Below are 14,867 nucleotides of genomic sequence, written 5' to 3'. Positions count from 1 at the left end.
TCAAATTCCCTCAAAAATGGTATAATAGTAACATCACAAAATTGGAGAGAGACCATGAGTTTTTACAATCATAAAGAAATTGAGCCTAAGTGGCAGGGCTACTGGGCGGAACATCATACATTTAAGACAGGAACAGATGCTTCAAAACCGAAGTTTTATGCTCTCGATATGTTCCCTTATCCGTCTGGAGCGGGTCTGCACGTAGGACACCCAGAAGGTTATACTGCAACCGATATCCTCAGCCGTTACAAACGTGCGCAAGGATACAATGTCCTTCACCCAATGGGTTGGGATGCCTTTGGATTGCCTGCGGAGCAATACGCCATGGATACAGGTAATGACCCAGCAGAATTCACAGCGGAAAATATTGCCAACTTTAAACGCCAAATCAATGCGCTTGGATTTTCTTATGACTGGGATCGTGAAGTCAATACAACAGATCCAAACTACTACAAGTGGACTCAGTGGATCTTCACCAAGCTTTACGAAAAGGGCTTGGCCTATGAAGCGGAAGTGCCAGTAAACTGGGTTGAAGAGTTGGGAACAGCCATCGCCAACGAAGAGGTTCTTCCTGATGGAACTTCTGAGCGTGGAGGCTATCCAGTTGTCCGTAAACCAATGCGCCAATGGATGCTTAAAATCACGGCCTATGCAGAGCGCTTGCTTAATGACTTGGATGAGTTGGATTGGCCAGAATCTATCAAGGACATGCAACGCAACTGGATTGGGAAATCAACTGGTGCCAATGTAACCTTCAAAGTTAAGGGAACAGACAAGGAATTCACAGTCTTTACCACTCGTCCTGATACTCTTTTCGGTGCTACTTTCACTGTCTTGGCTCCTGAGCATGATTTGGTTGACGCTATCACAAGTCCGGAGCAAGCAGAGGCTGTAGCAGACTATAAACACCAAGCTAGTCTGAAATCAGACTTAGCTCGTACAGACCTTGCCAAGGAAAAAACAGGAGTTTGGACTGGTGCTTATGCCATCAACCCTGTCAATGGCAAGGAAATTCCAATCTGGATTGCGGACTATGTTCTTGCTAGCTATGGAACAGGTGCGGTAATGGCTGTACCTGCCCATGACCAACGTGACTGGGAATTTGCCAAACAATTTGACCTTCCAATCGTAGAAGTACTTGAAGGTGGAAACGTTGAAGAAGCTGCTTACACAGAAGACGGACTTCACGTCAATTCAGACTTCCTAGATGGACTCAACAAAGAAGACGCTATTGCCAAGATTGTGGCTTGGTTGGAAGAGAAAGGCTGTGGACAAGAGAAGGTGACCTACCGTCTTCGCGACTGGCTCTTTAGTCGTCAACGTTACTGGGGTGAGCCAATTCCAATCATTCATTGGGAAGATGGAACTTCAACAGCTGTTCCTGAAAGTGAATTGCCACTTGTCTTGCCTGTAACCAAGGACATTCGCCCTTCAGGTACTGGTGAAAGTCCACTAGCTAACTTGACAGACTGGCTTGAAGTGACGCGTGAAGATGGTGTCAAGGGTCGTCGTGAAACCAACACCATGCCACAATGGGCTGGTTCAAGCTGGTACTACCTCCGCTATATTGACCCACACAATACTGAGAAATTGGCTGATGAGGACCTCCTCAAACAATGGTTGCCAGTAGATATCTACGTGGGTGGTGCGGAACATGCTGTACTTCACTTGCTTTATGCTCGCTTCTGGCACAAATTCCTTTATGACCTCGGTGTTGTTCCGACGAAAGAGCCATTCCAAAAACTCTTTAACCAAGGGATGATTTTGGGAACAAGCTACCGTGACCACCGTGGAGCACTTGTAGCGACTGACAAGGTTGAAAAACGTGATGGCTCCTTCTTCCATGTGGAAACAGGGGAAGAGTTGGAGCAAGCACCAGCCAAGATGTCTAAATCCCTCAAGAACGTTGTTAATCCAGACGATGTGGTGGAACAATACGGTGCCGACACCCTTCGTGTCTATGAAATGTTCATGGGGCCACTTGATGCTTCAATTGCTTGGTCAGAAGAAGGTCTGGAAGGAAGCCGTAAGTTCCTTGACCGTGTTTACCGTTTGATTACAAGTAAAGAAATCACTGCGGAAAACAATGGTGCTCTTGACAAGGTTTATAACGAAACCGTTAAATCTGTCACTGAGCAAATCGAATCCATGAAATTCAACACAGCTATTGCCCAACTTATGGTCTTTGTCAACGCCGCTAACAAGGAAGAAAAACTTTATGTAGACTATGCAAAAGGCTTTATTCAATTGATTGCCCCATTTGCACCTCACTTGGCAGAAGAACTCTGGCAAACAGTTGCAGCAACAGGTGAATCAATTTCTTATGTAGCTTGGCCAACCTGGGACGAAAGCAAATTGGTTGAAGACGAAATCGAAATCGTCGTCCAAATCAAAGGAAAAGTTCGTGCCAAACTCATGGTTGCTAAAGACTTGTCACGTGAAGAATTGCAAGAAATTGCTCTAGCGGATGAAAAAGTCAAAGCAGAGATTGACGGTAAGGAAATCGTGAAAGTGATTGCGGTACCGAATAAATTGGTTAATATTGTTGTGAAATAACCAAATTATTTGCTGATTTCCAACCTCAAACAGTTTCCCAAACTGTTTGAGCCAACTAAACTCGTTAATATCGTTGTGAAATAAGATAGGAATCCTTCAGAGTAGAATCTGGAGGATTTTTTGAATCTTCTTATGAAAGTATGATATACTATGGGCAACTATAAAGTTTGAAAAGCGAAACAAGGAGAAAGCTATGCCAGTAAATGAATATGGTCAGATGATTGGGGAGTCAATGGAAGGTTACACACCTGGTGAATTGCCTGCTATTGATCTCTTAGAAGGGCGTTATACTCGGATAGAGGCTCTTTCGGTGGAAAAGCATGCGGAAGATTTATTAGATGTTTATGGTCCAGATACTCCTCGAGAGATGTGGACCTACCTCTTTCAGGAGTCAGTGGCGGATATGGAGGAGCTGGTTGCCGTTTTAAATCAGATGTTGGCTCGTAAGGATCGCTTTTACTATGCAATTATAGACAAGGAAACTGGTAAGGCTTTGGGAACATTTTCTCTCATGCGCATTGACCAGAATAACCGAGTGATAGAAGTGGGAGCGGTCACTTTTTCTCCAGAGCTCAGGGGAACACGAATAGGGACAGAAGCTCACTATCTCTTGGCGCGCTATGTTTTTGAGGGGCTTAACTATCGTCGCTATGAGTGGAAATGCGATGCCTTAAATCTGCCATCCAGACGAGCAGCGGAACGTTTAGGTTTTGTCTATGAAGGGACCTTCCGCCAGGCAGTCGTATATAAGGGGCGTACAAGAGATACGGATTGGTTGTCTATGATTGATAAGGACTGGCCCAAAGTCAAAGATCGTTTGGAAAAATGGTTGCGTCCTGAAAACTTTGATAAAAATGGACGACAGTACAAGAGCTTGAGAGACCTTTAAGAGGTGTTGAGATGATTACTATTAAAAAGCAAGAAATTGTCAAGCTAGAGGATGTTTTGCATCTCTATCAGGCTGTCGGTTGGACAAATTATACCCATCAACCAGAGATGCTGGAGCAGGCCTTATCTCATTCATTAGAGATTTATGTGGCACTTGATGGCGATGCTGTGGTGGGTTTGATTCGTTTGGTTGGAGATGGATTCTCATCAGTATTGGTTCAGGATTTAATTGTTTTACCAATCTATCAGCGCCAAGGGATTGGTAGTGCCTTGATGAAACAGGCTTTAGAGGATTACAAAGATGCCTATCAAGTCCAGCTGGTGACAGACCAGACAGAAAGAACCTTGGGATTCTATCGTTCTATGGGCTTTGAAATCTTATCCACCTATAATTGTATAGGAATGACTTGGATGAATCGAGAAAAATAATAAAATTTGTTTTTTATTAAGCAAAATTTAAGGATGGTCTAGTATTATATAGTCATTAAATAAAGACCTCCTAACTTTATTTAATGAAATCCTAAAACTTTTTTCATCATAATCTCCTAATGAAGCCACCCAATCAGGTGGCTTTTTTTGTGGGTAGGTGATAGTGATAGAATTTTTTTGCAGAATAGTAAAATTTGAGAAAAGTTAAGCTAGTTTTAAGCTTTGTCTTGTAACATATAGTTATTAAATAAAGACCTCCTAACTTTATTTAATAAAATCCTAAACTTTTCTTTTTCATAATAATCTCCCTTAACTCCACCCAATCAGGTGGAGTTTTTTGGCTCTATTTCAGGATTTTGGGGACTATTCTAAAAATCATTTTCCGATATTTTTCGGATTTTGGTCGGGGAATTGGCGGGGACTTTTTTTAGCGAATATGACTAATAAATAGGTCTGTTGTCGCTTCAGCTACTTCAACCTTACTTTGGATTTAAGTGACTGTTAATTGAAGGACTAGAACTACTGTAATAATGCTCTTGGTTTTCAAGGAGTGAGTCATCATATTGTTGTACAGCGGTTAAAGCTTGAAAAGCCACGAATATAAACCTTTGAAAAATTTTGTGAACTATGGGATAATAAAAAGGAATTGAGTACTAGTTCTATATCATAGGCTAGAAAAGGCCCCAAGCTCACGACCAAATAAGCTAGGGGTCTTTTTTGACACTATTTATCCTTGTTTAGCCATTTATCGACTAAGCGAAGAACGACACCGACCACAATCAGTCCGATGATAGTTTTAAGGATTAGTTCCATCATGGGCTATCTCACCTCCTTTCGTAGGCGGTGTAGCAGTGCCGTAGAATGTTATACCACATAGGTGCTAAACTCTGGAGTCACCCAATCGGGTGGCTTTTTTGTTTGTGGCTTGGTTTTTTGATATAATAGAGCAATGAGTAGAATTTTAGATAATGAGATAATGGGGGACGAGGAGTTAGTAGAACGCACGCTCCGTCCTCAGTACTTACGTGAATATATTGGGCAGGACAAGGTCAAGGACCAGCTCCAAATCTTTATCGAAGCTGCCAAAATGCGGGATGAAGCGCTGGATCATGTGCTCTTATTTGGCCCTCCAGGCTTGGGAAAAACGACCATGGCTTTTGTTATTGCCAACGAACTAGGTGTCAATCTCAAGCAGACTTCGGGTCCAGTCATTGAAAAAGCCGGAGATCTGGTAGCGATTTTGAATGACTTAGAGCCTGGGGATGTCCTTTTTATTGATGAGATTCATCGCTTGCCCATGTCGGTGGAAGAGGTGCTTTATAGTGCCATGGAAGACTTCTACATTGACATCATGATTGGGGCTGGTGAAGGCAGTCGCAGTGTTCATTTGGAGTTGCCACCTTTCACTTTGATTGGTGCGACGACTCGGGCTGGTATGCTCTCAAATCCGTTACGGGCACGTTTTGGGATTACAGGTCATATGGAGTATTATGCCCATGCTGACTTGACGGAAATTGTCGAGCGGACGGCAGATATTTTTGAGATGGAAATCACCCATGAGGCAGCATCTGAGTTGGCATTGCGTAGTCGTGGGACCCCTCGTATTGCCAATCGTCTCCTCAAGCGCGTGCGCGATTTTGCCCAGATAATGGGGAATGGGGTTATCGATGATCTTATTACCGATAAGGCTTTGACTATGCTGGATGTTGACCATGAAGGTTTGGACTATGTGGATCAAAAAATCCTTCGCACCATGATTGAGATGTACGGTGGTGGTCCTGTTGGTCTAGGAACTCTTTCTGTTAACATAGCAGAAGAACGTGAGACAGTTGAAGATATGTATGAGCCTTACTTGATTCAAAAAGGTTTTATCATGCGGACGCGGTCTGGACGGGTGGCGACTGCTAAGGCATATGAGCACTTAGGTTATGAATATAGTGAAAAATGAGCAAGAAATTCTAGAGGATTTTAGAGAAAATCCGGATATGATGGCTATTCTGACTGTCATCCGAAACTTGGAGTTGACAGATTCCTGGTTGGCAGCAGGTTCTGTCAGAAATTTTATCTGGAATCTCTTGTCAGACAAATCCCCTTTTGACTGTGAAACAGATGTAGATGTAATTTTCTTTGATCCAGATATTTCTTACGAGGAAACCTTGTCCCTAGAGAAAAAACTGCGAGAGGACTTTCCTCAGTACCAGTGGGAGTTGAAAAATCAGGTCTATATGCACCAGCACAGTCCTCACACTTCTCCCTATACCAGTTCTCGTGATGCTATGAGTAAGTATCCAGAACGATGTACGGCTGTTGGACTGCGCTTGAATGAAGAATCCGATTTTGAACTCTATGCACCTTATGGTTTGGAGGATATTTTGAATTTTCAAGTTCGTCCAACTCCTCATTTTTTAGAGAATCAAGACAGAATGGAACTTTATCGAACACGTCTATCCAAGAAAAATTGGCAGGAGAAATGGAAAAATTTGATTTTTAAAAATACTTAAGGAAACTTTAAGCTAGGAAGTGTATACTAAGTCCATAAGTTAAGAAGACCTTAACTTAAACTCCTAAAACTTTTTCATAATAATCTCCCTATAAAAATAAAGTCGCCAAATCAGGCGGCTTATTTTTTTGAAAAATGGGCTTGGTGCCTGAGAATAAATAGCTTAGTGATAGAAGAAAATAGGGAAATATGGTATAATGAAACGATAGATTTTTGAATAGGAATAAGATCATGTTTGGATTTTTTAAGAAAGATAAGGCTGTGGAAGTAGAGGTTCCGACACAGGTTCCTGCTCATATCGGCATCATCATGGATGGCAATGGCCGTTGGGCTAAAAAACGTATGCAACCGCGAGTTTTTGGACATAAGGCGGGCATGGAAGCATTGCAAACTGTGACCAAGGCAGCCAACAAACTAGGCGTTAAGGTTATTACGGTCTATGCTTTTTCTACAGAAAACTGGACCCGTCCAGATCAGGAAGTCAAGTTTATCATGAACTTGCCAGTAGAGTTTTATGATAATTATGTCCCGGAATTGCATGCGAATAATGTTAAGATTCAAATGATTGGGGAGACAGATCGCCTTCCTAAGCAAACTTTTGAAGCTCTGACCAAGGCTGAGGAATTGACTAAGAACAACACAGGTTTGATTCTTAATTTTGCCCTCAACTATGGTGGACGTGCTGAGATTACACAGGCTCTTAAGTTGATTTCCCAGGATGTGTTAGATGCCAAAATCAACCCAGGTGACATCACAGAGGAATTGATTGGCAACTATCTCTTTACTCAGCATTTACCTAAGGAGTTACGAGACCCGGATTTGATTATCCGTACTAGTGGAGAATTGCGTTTGAGCAATTTCCTTCCATGGCAGGGAGCCTACAGTGAGCTCTATTTTACGGATACCTTGTGGCCTGATTTTGATGAGGCGGCCTTGCAGGAAGCCATTCTTGCTTACAATAGTCGTCATCGCCGATTTGGAGGAGTTTAGGAGGAAATATGACACAGGATTTACAGAAAAGAACCTTGTTTGCAGGGATTGCCTTGGCTATTTTCCTACCAATTTTAATGATTGGAGGCCTCTTGCTTCAGATAGCAATTGGAATCATAGCCATGCTAGCCATGCATGAACTTTTGAAGATGAGAGGTCTAGAGACCATGACGATGGAGGGCCTCTTGACCCTCTTTGCAACCTTTGCTTTGACCATTCCCTTGGAGAATTACCTGACTTTTTTGCCAGTTGATGGGAATGTGGTTGCTTATAGTGTTTTGATTTCAATCATGTTAGGAACGACTGTTTTTAGCAAGTCTTATACGATTGAGGACGCTGTTTTCCCTCTTGCTATGAGTTTCTATGTAGGCTTTGGATTTAATGCCTTACTAGATGCTCGTGTCGCAGGCTTAGATAAGGCACTCTTAGCCTTGTGTATCGTCTGGGCAACCGATAGTGGTGCTTATCTTGTTGGGATGAACTATGGTAAACGGAAACTAGCTCCAACGGTTTCTCCAAATAAAACCTTTGAGGGGGCCTTGGGTGGTATTTTAGGTGCTATTTTAGTAACCATCATCTTTATGATATTTGACAGTACAGTTGCTCTTCCGTATGGAATTTACAAGATGTCAGTCTTTGCTATTTTCTTTAGCATTGCTGGACAATTTGGTGATTTACTAGAAAGTTCGATTAAGCGTCACTTTGGTGTTAAGGATTCTGGGAAATTTATCCCTGGACATGGTGGTGTTTTGGATCGTTTCGATAGTATGTTGCTTGTATTTCCAATCATGCACTTATTTGGACTCTTTTAATCAAAAGACGGAGGAAATACTATGCTCGGAATTTTAACCTTTATTCTGGTTTTCGGGATTATTGTGGTGGTGCACGAGTTCGGGCACTTCTACTTTGCCAAGAAATCAGGAATTCTAGTGCGTGAATTTGCCATCGGTATGGGACCCAAAATCTTTGCTCATATTGGCAAGGATGGAACAGCCTATACCATTCGAATCTTGCCTCTGGGTGGCTATGTCCGTATGGCCGGTTGGGGTGATGATACGACTGAAATCAAGACAGGTACTCCTGTCAGTTTGACGCTTACTGACGACGGTAAAGTTAAACGCATCAATCTTTCCGGTAAAAAATTGGACCAAACAGCTCTTCCTATGCAGGTGACCCAGTTTGATTTTGAAGATAAGCTCTTTATCAAAGGCTTGGTTCTGGAAGAAGAAAAAACATTTGCAGTAGATCACGATGCAACGGTTGTGGAAGCAGATGGTACTGAGGTTCGGATTGCACCTTTAGATGTTCAATATCAAAATGCGACTATCTGGGGGAAACTCATTACTAATTTTGCAGGCCCTATGAACAACTTTATCTTAGGTGTCGTTGTTTTCTGGATTTTAATCTTCATGCAGGGTGGTGTCAGAGATGTCGATACCAACCAGTTCCATATCATGCCTCAAGGGGCTTTGGCTAAGGTAGGAGTACCAGAAACGGCACAAATTACCAAGATTGGCTCACATGAGGTTAGCAACTGGGAAAGTTTGATTCAGGCTGTGGAATCAGAAACCAAAGATAAGACGACCCCGACCTTGGATGTGACTATTTCTGAAAATGGTAGTGACAAACAAGTCACTGTTACTCCGGAAGAAAGTCAAGGACGTTATATTCTCGGGGTTCAACCGAGAGTCAAGTCAGACCTCCTGTCCATGTTTGTTGGTGGATTTACAACTGCTGCTGACTCAGGGCTCCGTATCCTTTCGGCTCTGAAAAACTTGATTTTCCATCCAGATTTGAACAAACTCGGTGGCCCCGTTGCCATTTTTAAGGCAAGTAGCGATGCTGCTAAAAATGGTCTTGAGAATGTCCTCTACTTCCTAGCTGTGATTTCCATCAATATCGGAATTTTTAATTTGATTCCGATCCCGGCTTTGGATGGTGGAAAGATTGTGCTCAATATCCTAGAGGCTATCCGCCGGAAACCCCTTAAACAAGAAATTGAAACCTATGTCACCATGGCTGGTGTAGTTATCATGGTTGTCTTGATGCTAGCTGTGACCTGGAATGACATTATGCGACTCTTTTTTAGATAATCGAGGAATATTATGAAACAAAGTAAAATGCCTATCCCAACGCTTCGCGAAATGCCAAGCGATGCTCAAGTTATCAGCCACGCTCTCATGTTGCGAGCTGGTTATGTTCGCCAAGTCTCAGCAGGTGTTTATTCTTACCTACCACTTGCCAACCGTGTGATTGAAAAAGCTAAAAATATCATGCGCCAAGAATTCGACAAGATTGGTGCCGTTGAGATGTTAGCTCCAGCCCTTCTCAGTGCAGAATTGTGGCGCGAATCAGGTCGTTACGAAACTTATGGTGAGGACCTTTACAAACTAAAAAACCGTGAAAAATCAGACTTCATTCTAGGTCCAACTCACGAAGAAACCTTTACAGCTATTGTCCGTGATTCTGTTAAGTCTTACAAGCAATTGCCACTTAATCTTTATCAAATCCAGCCTAAGTATCGTGATGAAAAACGCCCACGTAATGGACTTCTTCGTACACGTGAGTTCATCATGAAAGATGCTTACAGTTTCCACGCTAACTATGATAGTTTGGACAGTGTTTATGATGAGTACAAGGCTGCTTATGAGCGTATTTTCACTCGTAGTGGTTTAGATTTCAAGGCTATCATTGGTGACGGTGGAGCCATGGGTGGTAAGGACAGCCAAGAATTTATGGCCATTACACCTGCTCGTACAGACCTTGACCGCTGGGTTGTTTTGGACAAGTCAGTTGCCTCATTTGATGAAATTCCCGCAGAAGTGCAAGAAGAAATCAAGGCAGAATTGCTCAAATGGATGGTCTCTGGTGAAGATACCATTGCTTACTCAAGTGAGTCTAGCTATGCAGCTAACTTAGAAATGGCAACAAACGAGTATAAACCAAGCAACCGTGTTGTTGCTGAAGAAGAAGTGACTCGTGTTGCAACACCAGATGTTAAATCAATCGATGAAATTGCAGCCATCCTAAACGTTCCAGAAGAACAAACGATTAAAACCCTCTTCTACATGGCAGATGGTGAGCTTGTTGCAGCCCTTCTAGTTGGAAATGACCAGCTCAACGAAGTCAAGTTGAAAAACCACTTGGGAGCAGATTTCTTTGACGTTGCTAGCGAAGAAGAAGTAGCAAGTGTTGTTCAAGCAGGATTTGGTTCACTTGGCCCAGTTGGTTTGCCAGAGAATGTGAAAATCATTGCAGACCGTAAGGTGCAAGATGTTCGCAATGCAGTTGTGGGTGCTAACGAAGATGGCTACCACTTGACTGGTGTGAACCCAGGTCGTGACTTTACTGCAGAATATGTGGATATCCGTGAAGTTCGTGAGGGTGAAATTTCTCCAGACGGACAAGGTGTTCTTAACTTTGCGCGTGGTATCGAAATTGGTCACATCTTCAAACTCGGTACTCGTTACTCAGCAAGCATGGGAGCAGATGTTTTGGATGAAAATGGCCGTGCTGTGCCAATTATCATGGGATGTTACGGTATCGGTGTTAGCCGTCTCCTTTCAGCCGTTATGGAGCAACACGCACGCCTCTTTGTTAACAAAACACCAAAAGGTGAATACCGTTACGCTTGGGGAATCAATTTTCCTAAAGAATTGGCCCCATTCGATGTGCACTTGATTACTGTCAATGTCAAGGATGAAGAAGCGCAAGCCTTGACAGAAAAGCTTGAAGCAAGCTTGATGGGAGCTGGTTACGAAGTCTTGACAGATGACCGTAACGAACGTGTCGGAGTAAAATTTAGCGACAGCGACTTGATTGGATTGCCAATCCGCATCACTGTTGGGAAGAAAGCGGCCGATGGTATCGTAGAAGTGAAGATTAAAGCGACTGGTGATACCATAGAAGTTCATGCCGATAACTTGCTCGAAACGCTTGAAATCCTCAGCAAGAAATAAAAACTATAATCAGAAGAAAAACAAGGAAAAAATGTAACTAGTTTTTACCTTGTTTTTTCTGTATAATGGGAAAAATGACTAGATAAAGAGGTAAATGTATGCTAAGATTTCCAAAGGATTTTGTCTGGGGATCCTCTACTTCTGGACCACAGACAGAAGGACGTGTAGCTGGTGACGGTAAAGGAGATAATCTCTGGGATTATTGGTACCAAGTGGAGGCAAATCGTTACTATAATGGGATTGGTCCAGATAAGACATCGACCTTTTATGAAAATTGGGAAAAGGATATCGAGCTACTGGTAGAAACTGGTCATACAGCCTTTCGGACTTCTATTCAATGGTCACGGATTTTTCCACAAGGGCGTGGAAAAGTCAATGCTCAAGGTGTGGATTTCTATCGTAAGGTTTTTGAGGCTATTAAGGCTAAAGGGATTCGTCTTTTAGTGAATCTTTATCATTTTGATTTGCCTTTTGCCCTTCAAGAAGATGGTGATGGTTGGGAAAATAAGGAGACTGTCTCAGCCTATGAAGACTATGCCCGTTTTTGTTTTGAGACCTATGGAGATTTAGTGGATCAATGGATTACCTTTAACGAGCCCATCGTTCCGGTAGAATTTGGCTATTTTTACGATGCCCATTATCCACATAAGGTGGATGCAGAGGCAGCCGTTAAAGTAGCTTATCATACACAATTGGCCAGCAGTCGGGCGGTTAAGGCTTGTCATGAACTCTTGCCTGATTCCAAGATTGGGATTGTCCTCAACTTGACACCGGCTTATCCACGTAGCCAGCATCCTGCTGATGTCAAGGCAGCTCGGATTGCTGACCTTTTTCAGGCCCAATCTTTCTTAGATCCGTCTGTTTTGGGGACTTATCCACAGGAGTTGGTAGAAATCTTACATGAATACGGTCTCTTGCCTGATGCTACAGAGGAGGAGTTGGAACTCATTCGTGACAATACGGTGGATTTCCTTGGTGTTAACTACTATCAACCTTTGCGTGTTATGGCACCTCGATTTGCTAAGAATCCAGAGAGTCCTCTTTTGCCCGAACATTTTTACGAGCCTTATGTGATGCCTGGACGTAAAATTAATCCTCACCGTGGCTGGGAAATTTATGAGCAAGGGATTTATGACATCTCCCAAAATATCAAGGAAAATTATGGTAATATTGAGTGGATGTTGACAGAGAATGGTATGGGTGTTGAAGGGGAAGAAAAATTCCGTCAAGACGGGATGATTCAAGATGATTACCGTATTGACTTTGTAAAAGGTCATCTTCGTGAACTCCATCGTGCGATTGAAGATGGAGCCAATTGTAAGGGATACTTGATTTGGACCTTTATTGACTGCTGGTCATGGCTCAATAGTTATAAAAATCGCTATGGTTTGGTCGAACTAGACTTGGAAACGCAAGAACGCCGTCTGAAGAAATCAGGCCACTGGTTCAAGGAACTGAGCGACAATAATGGATTTTAAAAAGGACTCTGACTGATGATCCTAATTGGTCAGAGTTTTTTTGTTTACAAGAAGTTGATGTGAACTATACCAATTTTTACTCTTGACAAGTGAAAGAAACAAGTATATACTGTTTTTGCTGATTCTATAAAAGAGGAATTAGACTATACCAATTTTAAGGAGAAAGCACAGCTTGCCTGTGTCGTATATACTATGTGTGGAATTGTTGGTGTTGTTGGAAACACAAATGCAACTGATATTTTGATTCAAGGGCTTGAAAAGCTCGAATACCGTGGTTATGATTCTGCGGGAATTTTTGTCCTAGGTGGTGCTGAAAATCACCTAGTCAAGGCTGTCGGTCGTATTGCAGAATTGTCTGCCAAGACAGCTGGTGTTGAGGGAACAACTGGTATAGGACATACTCGTTGGGCAACTCATGGGAAACCAACTGAAGACAATGCTCACCCACACCGCTCTGAGACAGAACGTTTTGTCTTGGTTCACAATGGGGTCATTGAAAACTACCTCGAAATCAAGGAAGAATACCTTGCAGGTCACCATTTCAAGGGGCAAACAGATACTGAAATCGCCGTTCACTTGATTGGAAAATTTGCGGAAGAAGATGGCTTGTCAGTGCTTGAAGCCTTCAAAAAAGCTCTTCACATCATCCGTGGTTCTTATGCCTTTGCCTTGGTTGACTCACAAGATCCTGAAGTTATCTACGTAGCTAAGAATAAATCACCACTTTTGATTGGTCTTGGAGAAGGCTATAACATGGTCTGCTCAGATGCTATGGCTATGATTCGTGAGACCAACCAATACATGGAAATCCATGACCAAGAGTTGGTAATCGTCAAGGCGGATAGCGTGGAAGTTCAAGACTATGATGGCAACAGTCGTGAGCGTGCTAGCTACACTGCTGAGCTTGATTTGTCAGATATCGGTAAGGGAACTTATCCTTACTACATGCTTAAGGAAATTGATGAGCAACCAACTGTTATGCGTAAACTCATCCAAGCCTACACAGATGAGGCTGGTCAAGTTGTCGTAGACCCAGCTATCATTAAGGCTGTTCAAGATGCAGACCGCATTTACATTCTTGCAGCTGGGACATCTTACCACGCAGGATTTGCTTCTAAGAAGATGTTGGAAGAATTGACTGATACACCAGTTGAACTTGGAATTTCATCTGAGTGGGGCTACGGTATGCCACTTCTCAGCAAGAAACCGCTCTTCATCTTTATCAGCCAGTCTGGTGAAACAGCGGATAGCCGTCAGGTTTTGGTTAAGGCCAATGAAATGGGTATTCCAAGTTTGACAGTTACAAATGTGCCAGGATCAACTCTGTCACGTGAAGCTAACCATACTATGCTTCTTCATGCAGGACCTGAAATCGCTGTGGCCTCAACTAAAGCCTATACAGCACAAATCGCAGCCCTTGCCTTCCTTGCAAAAGCAGTTGGAGAAGCAAATGGAAATGCCAAAGCGCAAGCCTTTGATTTAGTTCATGAGTTGTCAATCGTAGCTCAGTCGATCGAATCAACTCTTTCAGAGAAAGAAACCATTGAAGCCAAGGTTCATGAGCTTCTTGAAACGACTCGTAACGCCTTTTACATCGGACGTGGTCAAGATTACTACGTAGCCATGGAAGCAAGTCTCAAACTCAAAGAGATTTCTTACATCCAGTGTGAAGGTTTTGCGGCAGGAGAACTCAAGCACGGAACCATTGCCTTGATTGAAGAAGGAACACCTGTCTTGGCCCTCTTGTCAGATCCAGTCCTTGCCAACCACACTCGTGGAAATATCCAAGAGGTCGCAGCCCGTGGTGCCAAGGTTCTCACTATCGCAGAAGAAAATGTTGCTAAAGATACAGATGATATCGTTCTTACGACCGTACACCCTTACCTCTCACCAATCTCAATGGTCGTACCAACGCAATTAGTCGCTTACTTTGCAACTCTACACCGTGGTCTGGATGTGGATAAACCACGTAACCTTGCTAAGTCAGTAACGGTAGAATAATCTAAAAAAGTCTAGTTATCTAGGCTTTTTCTTGTGAGCAAATGGGTTGCTTATACTCAATATTCG

At 42.8% G+C, this 14,867-nt stretch carries 12 protein-coding genes; 11 read left to right on the top strand and 1 reads right to left on the bottom strand.

Going from position 1 to position 14,867, the window contains the following annotated elements; genetic code table 11:
- Positions 1-54: 54 nt before the first annotated feature.
- The 3 genes from leuS to N8M66_RS03810 all read left to right on the top strand — a co-directional run bounded on the left by leuS (position 55) and on the right by N8M66_RS03810 (position 3,873).
- Complete coding sequence (gene leuS / locus N8M66_RS03820) at positions 55-2,556, top strand: leucine--tRNA ligase (RefSeq protein ID WP_261045759.1); 2,502 nt, start codon at positions 55-57, stop codon at positions 2,554-2,556.
- Between the two features lie 193 nt (positions 2,557-2,749).
- On the top strand, positions 2,750-3,445 hold the full coding sequence (locus tag N8M66_RS03815) for a GNAT family N-acetyltransferase (RefSeq protein WP_261045758.1): 696 nt from the start codon (positions 2,750-2,752) through the stop codon (positions 3,443-3,445).
- Between the two features lie 11 nt (positions 3,446-3,456).
- Positions 3,457-3,873, top strand: a complete 417-nt coding sequence (locus tag N8M66_RS03810; protein WP_084954317.1) for a GNAT family N-acetyltransferase — start codon at positions 3,457-3,459, stop codon at positions 3,871-3,873.
- Between the two features lie 723 nt (positions 3,874-4,596).
- Here N8M66_RS03810 and N8M66_RS03805 read toward each other — a convergent pair.
- Positions 4,597-4,689, bottom strand: a complete 93-nt coding sequence (locus N8M66_RS03805) for a type I toxin-antitoxin system Fst family toxin (protein WP_229294463.1) — start codon at positions 4,687-4,689, stop codon at positions 4,597-4,599.
- A gap of 133 nt (positions 4,690-4,822) precedes the next feature.
- Between N8M66_RS03805 and ruvB the strand changes: the two genes are divergently transcribed.
- The 8 genes from ruvB (at position 4,823) to glmS (ending at position 14,801) form a co-directional block, all read left to right on the top strand.
- Positions 4,823-5,821 (top strand): Holliday junction branch migration DNA helicase RuvB, encoded by a 999-nt coding sequence (gene ruvB / locus N8M66_RS03800; protein ID WP_004239104.1) that lies wholly within the window; start codon positions 4,823-4,825, stop codon positions 5,819-5,821.
- Positions 5,802-6,374 carry a nucleotidyltransferase family protein gene (locus N8M66_RS03795; protein WP_001028387.1) on the top strand — a complete coding sequence of 191 codons (573 nt, stop codon included), beginning with the start codon at positions 5,802-5,804 and terminating at the stop codon, positions 6,372-6,374. Before ruvB ends, N8M66_RS03795 begins: the two co-directional genes overlap by 20 nt.
- Before the next feature lie 230 nt (positions 6,375-6,604).
- Positions 6,605-7,363 carry an isoprenyl transferase gene (locus tag N8M66_RS03790; RefSeq protein WP_261045757.1) on the top strand — a complete coding sequence of 253 codons (759 nt, stop codon included), beginning with the start codon at positions 6,605-6,607 and terminating at the stop codon, positions 7,361-7,363.
- A gap of 8 nt (positions 7,364-7,371) precedes the next feature.
- A complete protein-coding gene (locus N8M66_RS03785) occupies positions 7,372-8,175 on the top strand; it encodes a phosphatidate cytidylyltransferase (RefSeq protein WP_261045756.1) in 804 nt (267 codons plus the stop codon).
- A gap of 21 nt (positions 8,176-8,196) precedes the next feature.
- Complete coding sequence (gene rseP, locus N8M66_RS03780) at positions 8,197-9,456, top strand: RIP metalloprotease RseP (protein ID WP_261045755.1); 1,260 nt, start codon at positions 8,197-8,199, stop codon at positions 9,454-9,456.
- A gap of 12 nt (positions 9,457-9,468) precedes the next feature.
- Positions 9,469-11,322, top strand: coding sequence for a proline--tRNA ligase (locus N8M66_RS03775; RefSeq protein WP_261045754.1), 1,854 nt, complete (start codon positions 9,469-9,471; stop codon positions 11,320-11,322).
- Positions 11,323-11,420: 98 nt separating this feature from the next.
- Positions 11,421-12,800 (top strand): 6-phospho-beta-glucosidase, encoded by a 1,380-nt coding sequence (gene bglA / locus N8M66_RS03770; protein WP_261045753.1) that lies wholly within the window; start codon positions 11,421-11,423, stop codon positions 12,798-12,800.
- 192 nt (positions 12,801-12,992) lie between these two features.
- The gene (gene glmS, locus N8M66_RS03765) at positions 12,993-14,801 is read left to right on the top strand and encodes a glutamine--fructose-6-phosphate transaminase (isomerizing) (RefSeq protein ID WP_261045752.1); all 1,809 of its coding nucleotides are present in this window, start codon (positions 12,993-12,995) and stop codon (positions 14,799-14,801) included.
- Positions 14,802-14,867: the final 66 nt, after the last annotated feature.

The organism is Streptococcus mitis, from assembly GCF_946188585.1.
GTDB classification, from domain to species: domain Bacteria; phylum Bacillota; class Bacilli; order Lactobacillales; family Streptococcaceae; genus Streptococcus; species Streptococcus mitis_DG.
This window is presented reverse-complemented; position numbering and strand designations above follow the sequence as displayed.